Origin of the sequence: Spirosoma endophyticum (assembly GCF_900112365.1) — a bacterium.
GTDB lineage: Bacteria > Bacteroidota > Bacteroidia > Cytophagales > Spirosomataceae > Spirosoma > Spirosoma endophyticum.
Genome location: NZ_FOLQ01000001.1, coordinates 691,330 through 712,327 on the forward strand (window position 1 = coordinate 691,330; position 20,998 = coordinate 712,327).

18 protein-coding genes are annotated in these 20,998 nt (G+C 47.6%); 16 read left to right on the forward strand and 2 right to left on the reverse strand.

Annotated elements, in window-relative coordinates; translation table 11 throughout:
- The first annotated feature begins 119 nt into the window (after positions 1–119).
- The 8 genes from BM202_RS02655 to BM202_RS02690 all read left to right on the forward strand — a co-directional run bounded on the left by BM202_RS02655 (position 120) and on the right by BM202_RS02690 (position 7,477).
- Positions 120–1,313, forward strand: a complete 1,194-nt coding sequence (locus tag BM202_RS02655) for a Shedu anti-phage system protein SduA domain-containing protein (protein ID WP_093822901.1) — start codon at positions 120–122, stop codon at positions 1,311–1,313.
- Between the two features lie 124 nt (positions 1,314–1,437).
- Entirely contained in the window at positions 1,438–1,740 is a 303-nt protein-coding gene (locus BM202_RS02660; RefSeq protein WP_093822902.1) for a DUF1330 domain-containing protein, read from the forward strand.
- 65 nt (positions 1,741–1,805) lie between these two features.
- Complete coding sequence (locus tag BM202_RS02665) at positions 1,806–2,801, forward strand: lipid A deacylase LpxR family protein (RefSeq protein ID WP_093822903.1); 996 nt, start codon at positions 1,806–1,808, stop codon at positions 2,799–2,801.
- Between the two features lie 88 nt (positions 2,802–2,889).
- Complete coding sequence (locus BM202_RS02670) at positions 2,890–3,474, forward strand: hypothetical protein (RefSeq protein WP_093822904.1); 585 nt, start codon at positions 2,890–2,892, stop codon at positions 3,472–3,474.
- A 452-nt stretch (positions 3,475–3,926) separates the two neighbouring features.
- Positions 3,927–4,700: a MerR family transcriptional regulator gene (locus BM202_RS02675; protein ID WP_093822905.1), complete on the forward strand. Its 774-nt coding sequence runs from the start codon at positions 3,927–3,929 to the stop codon at positions 4,698–4,700.
- Between the two features lie 116 nt (positions 4,701–4,816).
- The gene (locus BM202_RS02680) at positions 4,817–5,410 is read left to right on the forward strand and encodes a hypothetical protein (RefSeq protein WP_093822906.1); all 594 of its coding nucleotides are present in this window, start codon (positions 4,817–4,819) and stop codon (positions 5,408–5,410) included.
- A 127-nt stretch (positions 5,411–5,537) separates the two neighbouring features.
- Positions 5,538–6,215, forward strand: coding sequence for a response regulator transcription factor (locus BM202_RS02685; protein WP_093822907.1), 678 nt, complete (start codon positions 5,538–5,540; stop codon positions 6,213–6,215).
- Positions 6,212–7,477, forward strand: coding sequence for a sensor histidine kinase (locus tag BM202_RS02690; protein WP_093822908.1), 1,266 nt, complete (start codon positions 6,212–6,214; stop codon positions 7,475–7,477). The genes BM202_RS02685 and BM202_RS02690 overlap by 4 nt, the downstream gene beginning before the upstream one ends.
- Positions 7,478–7,482: 5 nt before the next feature.
- Here BM202_RS02690 and BM202_RS02695 read toward each other — a convergent pair whose 3' ends face one another.
- Entirely contained in the window at positions 7,483–7,980 is a 498-nt protein-coding gene (locus BM202_RS02695; RefSeq protein WP_093822909.1) for a DinB family protein, read from the reverse strand.
- A gap of 118 nt (positions 7,981–8,098) precedes the next feature.
- On the opposite strand from BM202_RS02695, the gene BM202_RS02700 reads away from it, so the two are divergent.
- Positions 8,099–9,067: an NAD(P)H-quinone oxidoreductase gene (locus BM202_RS02700; protein WP_093822910.1), complete on the forward strand. Its 969-nt coding sequence runs from the start codon at positions 8,099–8,101 to the stop codon at positions 9,065–9,067.
- Between the two features lie 14 nt (positions 9,068–9,081).
- Here BM202_RS02700 and BM202_RS02705 read toward each other — a convergent pair whose 3' ends face one another.
- Entirely contained in the window at positions 9,082–9,405 is a 324-nt protein-coding gene (locus BM202_RS02705) for a hypothetical protein (protein ID WP_093822911.1), read from the reverse strand.
- Positions 9,406–9,820: 415 nt separating this feature from the next.
- Here BM202_RS02705 and BM202_RS02710 point away from each other — a divergent pair, with 415 nt between their 5' ends.
- The 7 genes from BM202_RS02710 (at position 9,821) to dgoD (ending at position 20,905) form a co-directional block, all read left to right on the forward strand.
- The gene (locus BM202_RS02710) at positions 9,821–10,264 is read left to right on the forward strand and encodes a cold-shock protein (protein ID WP_093822912.1); all 444 of its coding nucleotides are present in this window, start codon (positions 9,821–9,823) and stop codon (positions 10,262–10,264) included.
- A 345-nt stretch (positions 10,265–10,609) separates the two neighbouring features.
- The gene (locus tag BM202_RS02715; protein ID WP_093822913.1) at positions 10,610–11,650 is read left to right on the forward strand and encodes a LacI family DNA-binding transcriptional regulator; all 1,041 of its coding nucleotides are present in this window, start codon (positions 10,610–10,612) and stop codon (positions 11,648–11,650) included.
- A 65-nt stretch (positions 11,651–11,715) separates the two neighbouring features.
- Positions 11,716–12,960: a mandelate racemase/muconate lactonizing enzyme family protein gene (locus BM202_RS02720; RefSeq protein ID WP_093822914.1), complete on the forward strand. Its 1,245-nt coding sequence runs from the start codon at positions 11,716–11,718 to the stop codon at positions 12,958–12,960.
- Between the two features lie 258 nt (positions 12,961–13,218).
- A complete protein-coding gene (locus BM202_RS02725; protein ID WP_093822915.1) occupies positions 13,219–16,353 on the forward strand; it encodes a SusC/RagA family TonB-linked outer membrane protein in 3,135 nt (1,044 codons plus the stop codon).
- A gap of 107 nt (positions 16,354–16,460) precedes the next feature.
- Positions 16,461–17,999 (forward strand): SusD/RagB family nutrient-binding outer membrane lipoprotein, encoded by a 1,539-nt coding sequence (locus BM202_RS02730; protein ID WP_093823617.1) that lies wholly within the window; start codon positions 16,461–16,463, stop codon positions 17,997–17,999.
- Positions 18,000–18,181: 182 nt separating this feature from the next.
- Entirely contained in the window at positions 18,182–19,537 is a 1,356-nt protein-coding gene (locus tag BM202_RS02735; protein WP_093822916.1) for an enolase C-terminal domain-like protein, read from the forward strand.
- Positions 19,538–19,657: 120 nt separating this feature from the next.
- Entirely contained in the window at positions 19,658–20,905 is a 1,248-nt protein-coding gene (gene dgoD / locus BM202_RS02740; protein ID WP_093822917.1) for a galactonate dehydratase, read from the forward strand.
- Positions 20,906–20,998 lie beyond the last annotated feature (93 nt).

Genomic DNA, 20,998 nt, shown 5'->3' on the forward strand with positions numbered 1-20,998 from the left:
TTTAGGCGACAGGTAGAATGTACTGAAAGTCAAGTTTTTTGTAGTTGATACTGGATAAGCCACGACTTGGTAAGTTTTTTGTGCGTTACAGATATTTAAGTATAATCTTCTATTCTAATATGGCAGTGACAGCAAGTAGAGTATTTGACTTTTCTGCGGAGACGACACCAGAACAGGTTAAGGCTGAAATCGAAAGGAACTTTAGCAAAAACAATCCCAATGTCGGCAAGACACAGAGTTGTTTTATAAAAGAAGGACCTCAAACTTATAAATTTGCTATAATTCATGAAATACTTGACCGGGAAACAAAAGAACATCATCATAATGTTTTGACCTTAAAGTCTTACAAGAAATTTAAGGGAGGGTGGGAACACCAAGAGGAGCGAACATTTACTCTTGATGATGAGAATATTGATGAAATCAATCTATTGGAAACCTTTATTACAAATTTTCGCTCATATGAAAAGCAGGAAAGAAAATCTTATGGCCTCATTGAAAAAAATGACTATGAGAAATTCTCAACTATATCACAATCAGAACTTGGCGATACAATTAGTGAAATATTGGAGGATGCAGATAATTATAAACGTATTGTTCAGCAAGGAGGACTCAACTTAGTAAAAGATGTTGTTGAATGGATTTTCCAACAAAAAAACACTGAACCAATCATTGAGCAGCTAAATTCACTCGATATTGATACTCTCAAAGAACTCAGCACCGTTGCAGGGATTTCTCAAATTAATAAAATAGTGGAAATATGGAAAGAAAATAAGAATAATTGTAGTGAGGAGTTTTGGCAAACTACATTGACGGAGTATTCATGGATAATATCACAAATCTTTGCTGCCCCAGTTCTTCTGTACAAGGAGAAGGCTTACGTGGGCGGAAAAACTATTGATAACAAAGGAGCTAACCTTGTTGATATAATATATAAAAATAAATTTTCTTCCAATGTTGTAATTGTTGAATTAAAAACTCCTTGTACTGAAATTTTAGGAGGAGAATATCGGCAGACATATTCAATGTCGAGTGAAATGACAGGTGCTATAAGCCAAACACTTAATTACAAGCATCAACTCCAACAGAATTATGTCTCAATACAAATGGCAGACAGAAAAGATGTTTTTGAAGTCATCAACCCGAGAGCTTTATTGACAATTGGGAACTTTAACAAGGAACTGTATTCACATGATATTAAGGTAGAAGCTTTTGAACTATATAGGCAGAACTTAAAAGATGTTTATGTGCTTACATACGACGAATTATTTTCAAAAGTTGAAATTTTGAAATCCATACTTCAAAATGGAAAATAGTACTGTATCGGGATATAAAGCGGGTTTATAGTTTGCTTCATGTGGGTAATTTCCCAGCGATAAGATGTAAATCCTGAAAGCAACTAAGCAGCCTAATTAATAGAATATAAGCTATTATAGAAATATGATTTACCTCACTCAGTTAATCTATATCAATGAAGGGCAGGAGGCCGTCTTCCATCAGTTTGAAGATATTGCCATTCCGCTCATCGAGAAATATAAAGGGCGGCTTTTACTACGTATACGGCCCACCGACGACGCGTATATCGAACACGAGATTGACAAACCTTACGAAATCCACCTGGTCGAGTTTGACAACGAGCAGGACTTCCACGCGTTTAGCCGCGACGAAAGCCGTAAACAGTTTTTGCACTTAAAGGAGCAGTCGGTCAAGACATCTATGCTGATTCAAGGGATAAAACTTTGATAGCCGGTAAGCGTTCTTGTGCGCCAATCAATCCGCTGCCACAGGATAGGCGTAGATAGCTTATCATGCAGAAAATTAAAACCTGTTTAGCTGTTTTAGGGTGGTTGGTTCCCGTGTTGACTATAGCGCAACGTATCGATAACACGGCCTCATTTCGGCAAATGAGCCAGGATAGCTACGTCCGTCTTCACTACGATAACGATTATTTCACGGCTACAGACTATTACTATACCCAGGGCTACAACTTTGAAGTCGTCAATCCGGCGCTCCGAAAAAATCTACTTACGAAGCTGCTCATAAAGGCCAGAGGTAATCAAGTTAAATACGGTCTGGCGTTCGAGCATTTCGGCTTTACCCCAACTATTATCCAGAGCGATGTCATTCTGGTGGGCGACCGCCCGTTTGCAGGTTGTATTCTGCTCAAAACGTTCAGTATATCAACCGATACGTTACGCCGGATCAGGGTGTCGTCGGTGTTGAGTACGGGCATGGTGGGGCCGGTTGCGTTTGCGGGCGACATGCAGGCCGCCATTCATCGGCTCATCAACGGGGTTGAACCACATGGCTGGCAGTATCAGATTCGCAACGATGTCATTCTGAATTATAATCTCAACTTCGAAAAACAACTTTATGCCTATCGCCATGCGCTGTCCATCAGTGCCAATGCGCAGGCCCAGGTTGGTACATTCGCGGATCGATTGCAAACGGGGCTTGTGGTAATGGCGGGCCGGTTCGATTCACCATTTGGTACTACTCCGTCCAATCGACGGTTACCGCTGCAACTGTATGTGTATGCTCAACCGCTGGTTAGTGTAGTCGGTTATGATGCTACCCTGCAAGGTGGTCTATTCAATCGAAGCAGCCCCTACGTAATTCCAGCCGACCAGCTGGCGCGCACAACGTTCCAGGCGAACATTGGGGCTGTTTTTCGCTACAAAAACCTGTATCTGGAATATTACCAGTCGCTGCTCACCCGGGAATTTGAGACGGGCATGCCTCACCGCTGGGGTGGCGTAAAAATTGGCGTGTCGTTCGGCTCATTTGCCAAGCCTGGAAAGTGAATTTAATTAACCATCAATCTACTGGTTTTCAAGTTATTACTTCGTAAATTACGTCGCTAGTAACTCCTTTTCAACCGAACATCGCACCATGACTGTATCTTCTCCAGAACTCCTGCACGTACTGGATTGGACGATTCAGACAATCCGGTTTGTCAAAAAGCACTTTTTAATCATTTTTGGATTGGGACTGGTCGCTGCATTTGGGCGGGCCATTCAGCTGCGGGCATTCGGTCCGGTCAGTCCGTTGTCTCACACGTTGCTTGAAATGGTGATTGAGGGTGCCCGCATTCTGCTATTTTTTTATGCGCTGGGACTAACCAACGTCAGAACGGGTGCCAATCGGCTAATGCAGCTTTTCACCAATAAACAGGCACGTAAGCAGAGTTGGCGGGTAGCGACTCAAAACGTGCGGAAGAAATGGTTCGCGATGCTGATCAATTTTGTCGTGTTTTTGATCATCGCTTTCCTGTTTAACGTATTGATCAATCACATTGCCTACGAGACCTGCCTGTACATTACGTTGAAATCCCGCCAGATCATCTCTGATCAAACCTCCGAATGGGCGATCATTCTGTTTTTCAAAAATATCTCCGTTATTCCCTTCACCTTAATTTTCAACGCGCTGTTTTTACTTTGGCTCGTCAATCGCCTGCCAAAATCAGTTGCTTACTGATACGTAGTACTGGAAAAATAAACAGTCGTGCCCCGGTTCAAGACTGAGACACGACTGTTAACAAACGTTTATGTGTAGTGATGGTGGTGGAATGAGTGTATTTACTGTGGCTTATTTGTGAAGTTGATGTGCTTCTGCGATAACCTTATTCTGCGCTTTCATACTGAAAGACAGCAGGGTACCGATTAGCAAAGAAGAAAGAAAGACACTAAGCAGTAAACAGTGTTTGAATTTCATGGTATACGTAGTTCCAGGTGGAAGGATGATACAAAAATGGTGTATACATTAGCACTGCGCCATGACAAATTGATCAACTGTCGATTTCATGTGATAAACTGTTCTAAAACGTCGATGAATCACATCAGGCCTTTTTGAAAAAGTGCAACTTTCTCTTGACTCTCCCCCTACGTCATAGCCTACATTTGGTTCGTCAATCAAAACAGGCAGCGTTTATGCGATACTATTCGGTCAATAATCTGGCGAAACTGGCGGGTGTTAGTGTGCGCACACTGCACCACTATGATCGTCTGGGGCTGTTGAAACCATCCGTCCGTACCGAGGCCAGGTACCGGCTGTATGGCGAAAACGAGCTGATCCGACTACAGCAGATTCTCTTTTACAAGGAACTGGACTTTTCGCTCAGCGAAATTTCCCGTATTCTTAAAGACCCGGATTTCAATCCGATAACTGCGCTGGAAAGCCATAAACTGGCCCTTCAGGCTCGACAATACAGGATCACTACGTTGCTGGCTACGATTGACAAAACTATTTCAACTTTAAAGGGAGAACGAGTTATGGTAACGAACGAAGAACTATACGAAGGCTTTCCTACGGGACAGACGTATCGCCAGGAAGCAATAGAGAAATACAGTACAAAGGAGGTGGAAGCCAGCGAACATAACCTGCGTCAATTGGGTAAAACGGGTTTTGAACAACTAAAAGCGGACCAGCAGGATATTGCTAAAACGTTGGCAGGCATGACGCAGCTAGATCCGACCAGCAACGTAGTGCAGCAGCAGATCGCGCGTCACTACGCCAACATTCGTGGGTTCTGGGGTGAGGCTGTTTGCCGGAACAAAAACATGGCCGAAGCCTACATAGGATTGGCACAGCTTTATGTAGATGATCCACGGTATACGAGCCAGAACGGTCAGGAAAATCCTGAATACACCGTCTTTTTACAAAAAGCAATGACTTATTTTGCCGACACACAGTTATCGAAATAAGTTATTATTTTAAACACAGAGCCACGGAGAACACAGAGTTTAAAAAAGTAGGTTAACTCCGTGTTCTCCGTGGCTCTGTGTTTAAAACTTTTTAATCTGAACGTACTCATTCTGGCATGAAAGACGCCTTTTATCTACTTACCCTTACTGTTCTTTTCGGTTGTTCGAATGAAAAAAAAACCAGTCAGTCGGCAAAGGTCGATACGGTTCAAACGAACGTAGCACCCAGCGCTTCCCAGCTTGCCGAAGCCATACCAAGTAAACCGGCAGCCAAACGAGCGCCCTCTCCCCTCGTCACTACGTGGACGTACGAAAACAAATCCGACAAAATCGGGGGAACGGTTTCCAGAGCGTCAATCACTTCGCCCGATTCCCTTAAATTCGGTTTCCCTTACGAAGCTGGATCAACCGCTACGTTGTCAATCCGGAAACGGGACGACAACACGACGTTGTTCCTACGGGTGTCGAATGGGCAGTTTAACCGCAGTTTTCAGGGAGGCAATGCCCGCATCCGGTTTGACAATGAATCAGCCGCTACGTATACCTTCTCGGCTGCTGAAAACGGGAGTGCTAACGTTATCTTTTTCGATGAGGTCCAGAAGCTGATCAGGAAGATCAAAGCATCGAACAAAATGGTCATTGACGTTGAATTTTACGCCCAGGGCACCAGGCAGATTGAGTTCAGTACAGCCGGTTTGACATGGAAGTAAACGTTACGTTGCACTCGGCAAAACCAAGCGGAAACGAAAGGAACGGCACAAACTCCGATTGGCAGGACATCCCAAATTTTTCCAACATTGACCGCTACTTTAGCGATACATTAGCGCGAAGAATACGATGAAAGTACTGGTCGTAGAGGATGAGAAAGGGCTGGCCGAGAGTATAACTGACTACATGGTGCAGGATGGGTACATCTGCGAAACGGCCACTACGTTCGGGGAGGCCGAAGAGAAAATTCACCTGTACAACTATGACTGCATCATTGTCGATTTAACACTGCCCGATGGGAACGGATTCCAGATAATTGAGACCCTTAAACGCCTGACGGCTACTACGGGCGTCATCATCATATCGGCACGTAACGCCCTGGAAGACAAATTAAAAGGCCTGGAAATAGGCTCCGATGACTACCTGACCAAGCCGTTCCATTTGTCGGAGTTGAATGCCCGCGTTAAGTCGCTGCTACGTCGGCGGCAGTTTGGCGGGCATACCGAAATCCGGTTTCAGGAGATTCGGGTCGTGCCGCATACCCGCAATGTGTTTGTGAATGGGCAGCCCACGACACTATCACGGAAAGAGTATGATTTGCTGCTCTATTTTCTGTCCAACATCGACGTAGCACTAACCAAAGCCTCCATTGCCGAGCATCTTTGGGGCGACAACATCGACTCCGCCGATTCGTTCGATATTGTGTATTCGCACATTAAAAACCTGCGTCGAAAGTTGCTGGAAAAAGGGGCCGCCGACTATGTTCAATCCATCTACGGCATCGGCTATAAATTCAGTATGCCTTGAAACTGCTCACCAAAACCAACCGGATTTATCTGGCGTTCTCGCTGGTTATCTATCTGTTAACGGCCGTGTCGTTTTATCAGATTATCCGCATGGTCATTTACGACGAAGTCGAAAACCGGTTACGGGTCGAAAAGCGGGATTTTGAAGAATACGTACGAATGCACAATTCCTGGTCGACCATCCCTTACTTTGTCGAGAACAAGATTGTGGTTGTGCCTGCCCGGGGCAGTAAATTTCAGCGGGAAGTATTCACCGACACATTGATTCAGAATCGGTACGATAACGAACTGGCGCCCTTTCGCCAGTTGACCTTCTACGAACCCATTCAGGGCGTCATGCACCGGGTGTCGATCCGTAAATCGCTGATTCAGACCTACCGGCTTATCGAAGTCATTACGGTTGTTATGATCGTTTTTCTGGGCTTGCTGCTGCTGGGTTCATTCTGGTTTCAGGGAAAACTTTCGGGCCGACTCTGGAACCCCTTCTACAATACGTTGGCCCGGCTTAAATTTTTCGATCTGGCCAGTGACAAGCCCCTGGAACTGGATAAATCAGAAATCACGGAATTTACGGAACTGAATGAAGTACTCCAGAAAATGGCCGACAAAATGCGGCAGGACTACAGCAGTCTGAAAGAGTTTACTGAAAACGCGTCGCACGAAATGCAGACTCCACTGGCGCTTATCAACGCCAAGGTCGAGCAACTCATTCAAACGAAACAGTTGACGGAAGTCCAGATGAACTGGATCGACAGCATCTATCAGGCCTCCCGACGTATCGCGCGGTTGAATCAGGGGTTACTGCTATTAGCGAAGATTGAAAACCGGCAATTTAACGATGTCCAACAAATAAATTTCACGCAGTTGCTGATCGAGAAATTGCAGGACATGGAGGAAGTCCTTACCCATAAACACCTGACTGTGAGCGAACAACTAACAGCGCCGTTCGACGTATTACTGCCTGCATCGCTGGCCGATAGTTTAGTCACGAATCTGGTTAGCAATGCCATCAAGCATAACCAGGCGGGCGGACAAATAAAGCTGACCTCGACGAACAATCAACTCAGTTTAAGCAATACGGGTGGGCTGTTAACAACGGACCCGGAACGGCTTTTTGAGCGATTCAAAAAGGAAAGTACCGGGCCCGATTCTGTTGGGCTGGGGTTAGCCATTGTCAAGCAAATCTGCGACAGCTACAACATTGGTGTTTCGTACCACTACGTTGATGGCATGCATACCATTTCACTGACAGCCTTTCACTGAACGTATCAATTCCACGCATCGAGCAACCGGCGAATAATGATGATTTCTCCAACATGGTAGGCGGTATGATCGGCGACAAGCAGGATTTCACGAAGCAGATTTTGTCCATCACCGTGCGCAAAAGGCGTATAAAAATCAGGCTCGGGATCGTTGATTAGCGTCACAATTGCCGCACGATCTTCCCGAATCTGTTTCAGCGCCTGCTGCCAGTCCTCTTCTGTAGGCGCTACGTCCTTCGTCCAGTAGCTGTCTGGCCAGGGGCGTGACTGATAGTTCGGATTGCGGGAAAAATCGAGAATATCCTCCTGAACGATACGAATATGGTCAACGATTTGCCAGATGCTATACGGCAGTTTATCCGGTTTAACGCCCCGCAGCTCGGTTGGTAAATCCTTGATAGCCGCATCAAACGATTTATGTGCGTTGCTTCCGGTCAGTAGAGAGATCAATTGCTTACGTAGTGCGGAGGTTGTATCGGCGACAGGTTGGTTGGATTCAGTCATTATTCATGTGGTTTATCCTTGTTCATAAACTACCAATTTTCAGACAAAATAGTTATTCGTCCGGCGATACGTTCCTTTATTTTTCTGACAAAACCCAGGTATCGGTGGTTATCAACGGATGAAAGCAATGATTATAACCCGTCCCGGCGATGGCTCTGTTCTTCAACTTCAGGAACACGCTACCCCACAACCTCAGGCCGGACAAGTTCTTATACGGGTTCACGCGGCTGGCGTGAATCGAAGCGATATTCACCAGCGGCAGGGCGGTTACGGAAGCGATCCAAGGGGCCAGATTCCGGGCCTTGAAGTGGCCGGTGTTATCGAAAAGTGTGGTTCCAATGTCAGTCGCTGGCAGGTGGGCGATGCGGTATGTGCGCTCCTGAAAGGTGGTGGCTATGCTGAATATGTAGCGGTCGACGAACGGCATTGCCTGCCTGTACCATCGAATCTAACTTTTGTAGAAGCGGCCTCCTTACCCGAAACGGTATTGACAGTCTGGTCAACGGTTTTTCAATGGGGACACTTAAGACAAGGCGAAAATTTTCTGGTCCACGGCGGCAGTAGTGGCATTGGCGTAACAGCGATTCAATTAGCTAAAGCCTTCGGAGCCAATGCGTATGCCACCGCGGGCAGTGATGAGAAACGGGCGGTTTGCGAACAGCTTGGCGCAATAAAATGTATCAACTACAAAAAAGAGGACTTTGAAAAGGCTCTATCTGGTATAGAGATTAACGTCATTCTCGATATGGTTGGCGGTGAGTATACACCCAAAAACCTGCGTCTGATGGCCCTGGACAGTCGGCTGATGTTTATCAATTCGATGCAGGGAGCCGATAGCCAGATTCATATTCCAACACTGATGCAAAAGCGGATCACCATCAGCGGTAGTATGCTCAAACCCCGTGACGACGATTTTAAAGCGGCTTTGACCGCCGATGTCGAAAAGCAGGTGTGGCCTCTACTGACTGACGGTCAGCTCAAACCACTTATTTATCGAACCTTTCCCCTAGCTGAAGCAGCACAGGCACAAGCGTTGATGGAAAGCAGCGAGCACACTGGCAAAATTATCCTTGACCTTGACACTTAACCTGGAAGAACCAATCAATAGCCTTCGTCCGTAACCAGATAATAGCTCTTATTCTGGGTTTGCTGGTCGGCCGTTCGCGTGGTGAAGGTCAACCATTCGACGTGCGTATATTCGTCGAAGGGAGCGCTGTGGCTGTCGGTCACTTCCTGACTTTGCTCTGCTAACTGGTCTTTGATGAATGCAATAGCTTCTTCCCGAGAATCGAAACTGCCTAATAAGTCGCCAAAGTCGAGCGTAGGTTCTTCGTTGGGGAGTTCGCCCTGGATATTTGAGATAGGGGATTCAGGGTGCCCGGATTGATTAGCCTTTGCGGGGGCGTCATACAGTTCTATAGTCATAGGAACACAAGGTTATGCTGAAAAAGCAGCTATTCACTGATAACTGCTCGAATAGACAACTCAATAAACGGGTAAGTGTTGGCGACGGGTTGCTTTTACGTAGCCGTCCGGATCGGCTTGCTTCTCCCCATAAAGCAACGTGATTCCAAGGAATATACGTTAACAATAGAATCGTTACGTATCTTCAGTTATGACGCCAGAAAACTGAAGAATAGCAATGAAATTGTCCATTGCGAAACGAAATTTGAAAAGTTTACGTCAGTAGACAACTTATATCCGTTACCTATGGTTCATTAAGTGAGGATATGATTTTTCACTATATAAATCAGACTACTCGATAGTACTAGGGCCTCCTTCTCGATATAAAGTCATGACGCTTTCAGCCATGATACGCCCACGAGAATAAACACGACCAATGGAAACATTTAATAAAAAGGAAAAAGAAAAGTTAAGACAGAAAAAGAGAAAAGATAAGCAGGAGAAGAAAGAGGATCGGAAAGCGAATGCCCAAAAGGGCCAGTCGCTCGATGAGATGTTGGCTTATGTGGACGAAAATGGCAACATTACGAACACTCCTCCTGATCCCCGACGAAAGAGACAAATAAACGAGGAAGATATCCAGCTTGGTGCCGCCAAAGTGGAAAGTGGTCCGGCTCAGGATGTGATCCACCAGGGCGTGGTGACCTTCTTTAATGCCTCGAAGGGATATGGCTTTATTAAAGACCTACAGACGCAGGCAAGCATATTCGTGCATATTAATGCCCTGACTGAGCCAATCAATGAGCAGGACAAAGTAACGTTTGGCCTTACCTCAACCCCAAAAGGGCCCAATGCGATTGACGTAAAGAAAGTCGCGTAACCTTCCTGCTGACAGCTATACTCGTTCCTCTTATTACAACCCATATAGTGTAATAAGAGGAATAGAACTACCAGCCAGCCATAATGGCCAGCTGGGGCTTTTCCATGCCCTTTCTGGCGTGTCCGTGTAAAGTTTTTTCCCTCAAGCATCTTCATACTTCCAGTCCCTTAGTGCCTCCCCTTCACTACTGCCTGAATCAATAGGTCTACTTATTACCTTATCAGCGAAGCATAAAGGTAACCATTCCTGAAAATTGCATTATTTGTTAAAAAAACATTAAAAAAATTTATCAAATTCTTTTTTGTTTAAAGGATTAAGCATAGATTTGGGCGCAATAATTAATGGATGAGTGCTAAAAAAACTTCGTTAAAGGATATAGCGCAGCGAGCAGGCGTTTCTATGGCGCTCGTGTCTTATGTCTTGAATGGGAAAGAAAAAGAGAGCCGGGTTGGACAGGAAATCGCTGGTAAAATCAAACAGATAGCCAGTGAGTTAGGGTACCAGCCCAATCACCTGGCAAAAAGCTTACGAAGTGGTAAGACGCATACCATCGGATTAATTATCGCCGATATTTCAAACCCGTTTTTTGCGAACATCGCCCGGGTAGTAGAAGACGAAGCAAAACGACATGGATATACCGTGATTATTGGTAGTTCAGACGAAAACGCCGAAAAATCACGGGATTTATTGAACGTATTGATTAACCGGCAGGTCGATGGTTTTATCATTGTTTCGGCCGAAGATTCACAGGAGCAGGTTCAATATCTAAAAGACAAGAAAATACCCTTCGTTTTATTAGACCGGTATTTTCCAGCTATACAAACCGATTTCGTATCCACCAATCATTATAAAGCAGCCTATAATGCGGGCGTGCACTTAGTAAAAAACGGGTATAAACGCATTGGAATGATTGCCTACGATTCGCAGCTTTTCCACATGCAGGAGCGGATAAGAGGCTATGTAGAAGCGTTGACGGATAATCATATACCGTTTCAGGAGCACTGGTTAAAACGAGTACGTATCAGCGCCATCGAACAAGGTGTGAAAGCAGCTATTGATGAAATGATGGCGTCCGAACAACCGGTCGACGCACTGATTTTTGCAACATATAGCCTGGCGATCAATGGGTTGAAATACATAAATGAATTACGATTAAATGTTCCGGGTGATTTGGCCATTGTTAGTTTCGGACAGGCAGAAGCATTTGACCTTTACTACTGTCCGATAACATATTTGAAACAGCCAATTGGGCTTTTGGGCCAGACAGCGGTTGAATTGTTAGTCAAAAAATTAAAGGAGCCTCAGGCAGAACCATCCCAGATACTTATGGAAGCAGAATTAATCATACGCGCTTCTTCAAAAACAAAATCTCTTGTAAACAACTAGTTTTACCCAATTGCTTAAACGATTAAGCCGAACGTTAACTTGACTATTCTTACCCTTAACGCTACATGCAACGCAGAAACTTTCTTAAATCCGCTTTAGTCAGTTCGACTGCCGTCTGGGCTGGTCTGCCCATCGCGCAAACTCTTGCCGCTGCCCCAAAATTAAAAATCACTAAAATCAGGTATTATGCGGCTCCCGGCTACAACAAACCGCTGTTTAATCAGGCGCGCGGAATAGTCGAAATCGAAACCGACGGCGGCATCATCGGTATTGGTGAAGGGGGATCAAAAGACATGATCGAGCAATGTGCGCAGATGATTATTGGCGAAGATCCGTTTCGAGTCGAACACCTCTGGCAGAATGTGTACCGGGGCATGTTTTATCCACCGGGCCGGGAAAAACTTCACGCCCTGGGTGCCCTGGAAATGGCGCTGTGGGACATTAAAGGGAAAGCATTAGGCGTACCGGTTTATGAGCTGCTGGGGGGCGCCACCCGCGATTATGTAGAATGCTACGCCACGGGCTTCCGGGCATCGAAGGCCAAAAATGAGGAAGATCGGGCCAGAGATTGTATCGAAGCGGGTTTACGGGCCTATCGGATTGGTCCAACCGGCGGCAATGGTGATCAGCCGTTTGACTTCTACGATAACGCCAAAAAGACCATCGAATTCTGCAAACGTATCGACTCGGCCGTAGGCGGTGGTGGCAAATGGGCGCTTGATTTGCATACGCGCTTTGACTTGACGGAGGGTATTAAAATCTGCAAGGCGCTGGAAAATCTGGAGCCCTATTTCGTCGAGGATATCGTTCGGTCTGAAAATCCGGCAGTCTACAAAACGGTACGTCAGATGACGAATGTACCTATCGCGGTTGGGGAGCAATTCGGTGATCGGTGGGACATTAATGAGTTCATTGAGCAACGCCTGATCGACTATACCCGTATTACGTTGCCAAACACGGGCGGCATTGGCGAATTCAAAAAGATAGCTTCCCTTTGCGAGACGCACTACGTTGGTATGATTCCGCACTTCACAGGACCGCTATCTACCGCAGCGCTGGTGCACGTATTGGGCTCCAGCAGCCCTAACCGCTGCCTGATGGAACTGGGTGGTGGCGAACCGGAGCGACCAGCCTACTTCAACGAGGATTTTATAAACTTTAAGAATGGCAAGTTATACCTGAATCCGAGTCCGGGATTGGGCGTCAAATTCGACCCCAAGAAAGCAACGTTCGTGATGGAAGTAACTGCTAAAACGCAGTTCCCGCACCCAATTCTGAAAAGCCCTGACGGCGCTATTCATAACTGGTAAGGGACTGACTGGCGCAAATGAACCCAAACGCCGGACAGACCCGCGCTACGTTGACGCCTGGCTTTCCGACCGGGCTGGCGTACCAGGCGTCAACGAAAATAACCTAAACAAGCCAACGTAAATAGTTACCAAACATCAGCTTCCGCTGGTTAGGCAAGCTGTTTTCATATCCTTCATAAAATTAAACTATACCAATATTAATCATTGATATATACAGAGTGATTTGCCTTTTCCTAGAACCCTTAACCAATTTTGTCCATGAATAAAGCTCTAATTCTTCTTCTACTTTATCCCTTTTTATGCTGTTGCCTGGCGTTTGGGCAAGGCAATAAGGTGACCGGCAAAGTAACCGGAAGGGATAACCAGGGACTTCCTGGCGTGAATGTTGTCGTGGGCGGTACATCGACCGGTACGGCTACCGATGCCGAAGGTAACTACTCGATTAACGTACCAACAACTGGCTCGTTGGTGTTTTCCTACATCAGCTACGTGAGCCAGACGGTTGCGGTTAATAACCGCTCTGTCATTAATGTAACGCTGGCCGAAGATGCAAAAGCTATTGACGAAGTAATCGTTACAGCGCTCGGTATCAAGCGAGAGGCCAAAACGCTGGGTTATGCCACGGCTACCGTTAACGCTGATCAGATTTCTGTAAACCGCACCAACAATTTCGTGAGTGGTTTGCAGGGTAAAATGGCCGGTGTAAATATCACCAGTATGGGGTCGGGTCCAGCCGGAACAGCTAAAATTCGTATCCGTGGTCAGTCGTCGTTCAGCGGGCAGAACAACCCACTGATCGTTGTGAACGGCGTTCCCATCGATAATTCCAACTACTCGCTTGGTGGCGACTATGGTTCCCGCGCCATGAATAACTCCGATGGTGGCGATGGGCTGAGTAGCATCAACCCCGACGATATTGAAACAATGACCGTTTTGAAAGGCGGCACGGCTGCCGCACTCTACGGTTCTCGTGCCAAAGACGGCGTTGTGATGATTACCACGAAAAGTCGGGGTGCGGGCAAGGGGTTTGGTGTTACGTATAACACCAACTTCACCACCGAAACGGCACAGGATTATACCGATTTCCAGTACGAATACGGGCAGGGTGAAGGGGGCATACGCCCCACCACCACCAGACCGCAATCGGGTGTGTGGAGTTTTGGCGAGAAGTTTCAACCGGGTATGACGCAAACGCTGTTCGAAAACCAGACCTATCCATACGAACCGGTCTACAATCGGGTGAAGCAGTTCTACCGCACGGGTACTAACTTCACTAATACAGTAACCCTGGCCAACAATGGCCAGAATGGCGGCTTTAGCCTCTCATTAAGCAACACCGATAACAAGGGTATTATGGAGAACAATACCTTTAATCGGAAGGTGATCAACCTGGGCTTTTCGCAAAACATCAATAGTAAATTGACCGTTTCAGGAAACATTAATTACTCCAAGGAGAACAACGTTAACCCGCCCCAGTTGAACGCACAGGATTTTTCGGTTTCGACGGTCGTCTTCACCCTGGCGAACTCCATGCCTTTTCAGGCGCTGCGGGATAATCAGGTTCTGCCCAACGGCGACGAGTTTTCGTTCGCGCGATTCCTGGTCCGGAACAATCCGTATTACTCCATGAATTATCACTTCGAGAATGTTCTGCGCGACCGGATCTTTGGCAATATTGCCCTCAAATACCAGTTCACGGACTGGCTGTATCTACAGGGACGTATTGCGCAGGACTACTACATCCGGAATCAGGATTACAACATTCCGAATGGATACGCACCCATCGCTAAAGCGCCAACCGGCTACGTAAACGGTTCCTATACACAGGATGTGCGCCAGAATACCGAACGGAACATCGACTTCATTCTGGGTGGTAACAAAACCTTTGGGAAGATTGGTGTCGACGTAACGCTAGGCGGAAATACCCGCTACGCTCGTAACGATTACAACAGTGTAACCGTACAGGATTTCGTACAACCGGGTCTGTATACCGTTGCCAATGGACGTATCAAAAACCCCATTTACAGCCTCTCGGAAAAGAAAATTAACTCGCTGTACGGATCAGCTACTGTCTCCTACAACGATTACTTATTCCTGACCGCAACGGCACGTAACGACTGGTTCTCAACCCTGGCTCCAGCGAACCGGAGTATTCTTTACCCGTCCTTAACCGGTAGTTTCGTATTCTCTCAGGCGTTTGAAAACCTACCCGCGTGGATATCATTTGGAAAAATCCGGGCAGCCTACGCACAGGTGGGATCAGACAATGTAAACCCTTATTCAAACGCCTTATACTATCAGGTCGATAACAATTCATTCCCGAATCCAGCGGGTCAGTTGGTGCCCGTTGGTGGCATTAACGTGGCAACAGTTCCGAATAAAAACCTGCGCCCGCTCCGAATTCAGGAAGCCGAAGTTGGTCTGGAATTGAAGCTGTTCAATAACAAACTGGGTTTCGACTTTACGTATTATCACAAAACGACCAACGACCAGATTCTGGCGGCCCAGATTTCGGATGCTTCCTCCTACACCAATAAGCTGATCAACGTAGGACGTAGCATGAACCAGGGGCTCGAAGTGGCGCTGAACTTCTCACCTATCGTGTCGACAAATTTCCGCTGGGATGTCAATGCCAACGCATCGTACAATACGTCGAAAGTACTGCAACTTGGTTTGTCGCCCAACGACACTGTCATTACAGTAAGTGGTGGCAGTGGTCGGGTGTTGAATCAGGTGGTGGGCAAGCCCATCGGGCAGTTGTACACGTTCATGTATCTGCGCGACTCCCAGGGTCGGAAAGTATTCGATCAGAACAGCGGCATGCCACTACGTAACAATACGTTGGTGAATGTGGGAAATGCATTGCCTACCTACTTCGGCGGAATCACCAATACGTTTACGTTCAAAGGCATATCGTTATCGGTCCTGATTGATTTCAAACTGGGCCACAAAATGATTACCGGGCGCAACATCAACTACCTGCGCCACGGTCTGTCGAAGCGGACATTGCCAGGCCGGGATGTGGGCTACGTCATCGGCGACGGTGTGAATCCTAACGGGGAAGTCAACAAAACCAGAGCGGCTGTACAACCCTTCTACGAATCGCTCAACCCGCTGGGCATTCACGAAGATTTTGTAAATAATGCTGGTTTCTGGAAACTGCGGCAAATTACACTAGGCTATGATTTCACTAAACTACTCCCACCCAGTCTCTTTATCAAAGGACTGAAACTAAGCGCTGTAGCCAACAACGTATTGATCATCAAGAAATGGACTGAAAACATGGACCCAGAAGAAGCCAATGTTTCATCGGACAACTCCGTTGGGCTCGATTTCTGGCCTGGGCTACCCCCAACCCGCACCATGGGCTTCAACCTAAATGTTCGATTCTAACTTTCTGTCATTCCGAGGAATGAGGCATCTTCGTTAGCAGTAGAATTTTCTCACCCTAAGATTCCTCCTGGCGTCGGAATGACAGGAAACTAAAAAACATGAAAATCATGAAAGCAACTATAAAATACGCCTTCACCTTACTCCTCTCCGTGAGCTTTCTTACGGGTTGCGATGATGGCCTTACCGAAATTAATACCAACAAGGTCGACCCCACGTCGCTGGCTCCGTCGATGGTGCTCAATAAGGCGATCATCAATACCAACTACCTCGACGGGTTTGGTACGCTGGGTATGCTCTGCTACAATTTCGGCATTGTACAACAGATCATTACGCCGTATGGCAGCTCATTATCGGGCGGAAACTACGATCAGGTGAACAGTGGCAATACACCGTTGGTGTGGCAGAATATGTACCGCAACGTAGTGAAGCAGCTCGTATCGGTGCTGGATCAAACCAAATCCGACCCTTTGCAGGTCAATACGTATCAGGCAGCCCGTATCTGGAAAGCGTATGCTTACATGCTTCTGACCGATACGTACGGCGATGTTCCTTATTCGGAAGCGGGACAAGGGTACACTACCGAGATTATTGTCCCTAAATACGACGCCCAGCAGGATATTTATAAGGACATTCTGAAGGAACTGGATGAAGCGTCGGCAGCCCTGACAACAACTCAGTCTCCGGTTGTGACCGATATTTTATACGGTGGCGACGTAGCGAAGTGGAAAAAACTGGGCTATTCGTTTATGTTACGTGCCGCCATGCGCCTGACTAAAGTTGACCCCGCCATGGCCGAAACCTACGTCAAGAAAGCAGTAACAGGTGGCGTATTTCAGTCAAACGCCGACAACTCAATTCTCCGGCACACATCTACATTTAACAACTACATTGCCAACCACTTACAAGCCCGCGAAAAAACCAATTTTTACCTGGCGGCTCCCTTTGTCGATTACCTGAAAGCCAACAGTGATCCACGTCTGCCCATTTTTGCGGTTCGTTATGTTGGCGCCAAAGGTGGTCAGGAGCAGGTATCAGGACGGGCTTCGTCTGATCCGGCGGTGCAGGTGGGTATGCCGATGGGTTACAACGACGTATCGATCTCCTCTACGTTTGCCGCTAACAACGTAGTGAGCCTGTGGGATTACACGCAGGTGAATCTGAACACCGTCTTGAAATTGGATGCGCCCGAATTTCACGTTACGTATGCCCAAACCCTGCTTTTACTGGCCGAAGCCGCCACGAAAGGTTGGGTAACCGGCACAGCCGCTGATTACTACGCCAGAGGCATTCGGGCCAATCTGGAGCAGATGGCGTCATACGGATCAACCATTCCTGAAGCCTCAATCAAAGCGTATCTGGACGCCCATCCGCTCGATGCGACGAAAGCCCTGGATCAGATCAATACGCAGTACTGGGTCGCCAGCTTCCTGGATGGCAACGAATCGTGGGCCAATTTCCGACGTAGTGGTTTCCCGGCGCTGAAAAAGAACCCCTACCCCGGCTCTGAAGTCAAAGGTGATTTCATCCGTCGACTCCCCTATCCTGATAGTGAGATCGTTGTTAACTCCGGCAAACTGAACGAAGCCATCACGCGGCAGGGTCCCAATACGCTGGACACGCGGGTATGGTGGGATAAAAAGTTATAATTTTTTTTCTCTACCCCACCCCTCCCCTTAATTCAAGGGGAGGGGCTAAATCCACCAAGCTCATATTATAATAAAAGGATAAAAATAGCCAAGTCCTCACCCCTCCCCTTAGTTCAAGGGGAGGGGCCGGGGGTGGGGTAATTCACTAGCAATCAAACCGTTTAAACCCTTTCTTTTCTCTCATGAATCAACCTGATCAAAGCCGCCGTGATACGTTAAAAATGCTGGGTTTCGGCTCGACAGCCGGTGTACTGGGCCTCTTTGGCGGTATGTCAACCGCCGAAGCTCGTGAACAACAGGGGAAACCCCAATACGCTGTTGGGGCACCACCCGTAAAAATTAAAAGTGTTAAAGCCATTGCCACCGCTCCCCAGGGTTCTAACCTAATCGTCGTCAAAGTCGAAACCACTGAGCCTGGGTTGTACGGACTCGGCTGCGCGACATTTACCCAACGTGCAGCAACGGTAATCGTGGCCATTAACACGTACCTTAACGAGTTCTGCGTTGGCAAGGACGTCGACAATATCGAGGACATGTGGCAGGCTGCTTATGTCAGTTCCTACTGGCGCAATGGACCAGTGCTCAACAACGCTCTTTCAGGACTCGATCAGGCCCTTTGGGACATCAAAGGCAAGCGCGCCAAAATGCCGGTTTACCAACTTTTGGGTGGCAAGGTTCGGTTTGCCATTCCGTGCTACACCCATGCGGGCGGCAACACGCCGGAAGCCGCAGCCGAAAGCGTGAAGAAGTTTATGGAGCAGGGTTTCAAATACATCCGCATTCAGCAGGGTGGTTATGGAGCCGTGGGGGCAACGTCCGACAAGCCGGATTTCAAGGCCGCCGGGTTCGGGGGAGAAACCGACAACTACATGAACGTACAGCTTTATCTGAAATCAGTCCCCAAAATGTTCGATGTCGTTCGGAAACAGTGTGGAGATGAAATCGAATTGCTCCATGATATTCATGAACGAGTGCAGCCCATTGAAGCCATTAATATGATCAAGAAGGTGGAAGAGTATCGCCCGTTCTTCATCGAAGATCCTTTCTCGCCCGAAAACATGAAGTGGTTTGCCCAATTGCGTCAGGCAACATCGGTGCCCATTGCGATGGGTGAGCTATTCAACAATATCAATGAATTTAAAGAGCCAATGGTCAACCAATGGTTCGATTTCATTCGGATACACGTATCGCAAATTGGTGGCATCACCCCAGCCATGAAAGTAGCCCGACTGGGTGAGTGGTTCAATATTCGCACAGCCTGGCACGGACCGGGAGACGTATCGCCAGTGGGTCACGCAGCTCATGCGCACATCGACCTGGCCGTGTGGAACTTCGGGATTCAGGAAGCCGTGCAGTTTTCAGACAAAATTAAGGAAGTCTTCAGTGGTTGCCCAACAATGGACAAAGGGTATATGTCAGTCAATGAAGTGCCCGGATTGGGTGTGGACATTAATGAGAAGGAAGCCGCCAAATACCCGATCACGACCAAGTCTAACTGGCAGGTTCGCAAGATGGATGGTACGATTATTCGACCATAGGTCGGTTTACGGTCTTCGGGTTACGGACCTCCGTAACCCGAAGACCGTAAACCCCATACACTCCCTTTTTTTTCTAGGATTGCTTAAACGATTAACGTTCTACGATTTAACTAAACCCTTATGAAATCTCCCGCTAAAAAATCCGGCATGTCGCGCCGGTCTGCCATCCAGTCCGTGTTGGGTGTGGCCGGTATGGGAACGATGGTTTTGCCACAAACGTCGTATGCCGCCAGCCCCGGCCACTTTGCCGATTACAGCAAAGTGAAGATTACCAAACTCGAAACCTTTCTGGTGAAGCCGCGGTGGATTTTCCTCAAAATTCATACAGATGTTGGCGTATATGGCCTGGGAGAACCGCTACTCGAAGGCCGGGCGCTGACCATTCAGACCGCCATCAAAGAAGTAGAACCGTATCTGATTGGTAAAGATCCTCGGCATGTGGTGCACCACTGGCAGGCGATTTACCGGCATGCCTTTTATCGGGGTGGACCGATTCTGACGAGCGCCCTTAGCGGCATTGACCATGCATTATGGGACATTAAAGGCAAGCTATTGAACGTACCGGTTTACGAGCTGCTGGGCGGCCCAACTCGCGACCGGGTCCGGATTTATGGGCGGGCCAGCAATGCGGAGGACATTAAAAAACGGAAGGCCGAAGGGTACACGGTTATCAAAACGGGTGTTGCGCATAAGAATCCGGCCAACATTGTCGAGAATCCGCAATTCATCAAATACGCCGTCGACAATTTCGCTTCCCTCAGAGAAGCGGGTGGTCCTGAGATGGACATTGCCATCGACTTTCACGGAAACATTTCACCCCAAACGGCTAAGGTGCTCATCAAGCAACTGGAGCCGTTTCAACCCATGTTTATTGAGGAACCCTGCCAGGCGCAGAACGTCGATATTATGGCCGACATCGCGCGGGGCACGCACCTTCCCATTGCGGCTGGCGAACGTATTTTCACCAAGTGGGGCTTCCGTGAACTACTGGAGAAGAAAGCTGTCAGCATCGTTCAGCCCGACCTCTGCCACGCCGGTGGTATCACCGAAGGTCGCCTGATTGCGGGTATGGCCGAAGCGTACTACGTTCCCGTTGCGCCCCATAATCCGATGGGACCCATCTCACTGGCGGTGGGCCTGCATCTGGCGGCCAGCATCCCCAATTTTCTGGTACAGGAGCAGGTCTCGTTGGGCGAAGGCTACATCAAAAAGCCCTTCAAGCTGCAAAGCGACGGTACCGTAATGATTCCCAATGGGCCCGGCCTTGGCATCGAACTGGACGACGCCTTAATGAAAGACAAAATTGGTCACGACTGGAAAAACCCCGAATTATACAACGCACTCGACGGCTCTGTAGTGGACTGGTAATACTGTAATGCGGGTGGAAACCCGCGACTAAAGCTTAAAAGCGGATTTCTACCCGTATTACGTTAATCAAATTTCCTTTTTCCTTAATAAACC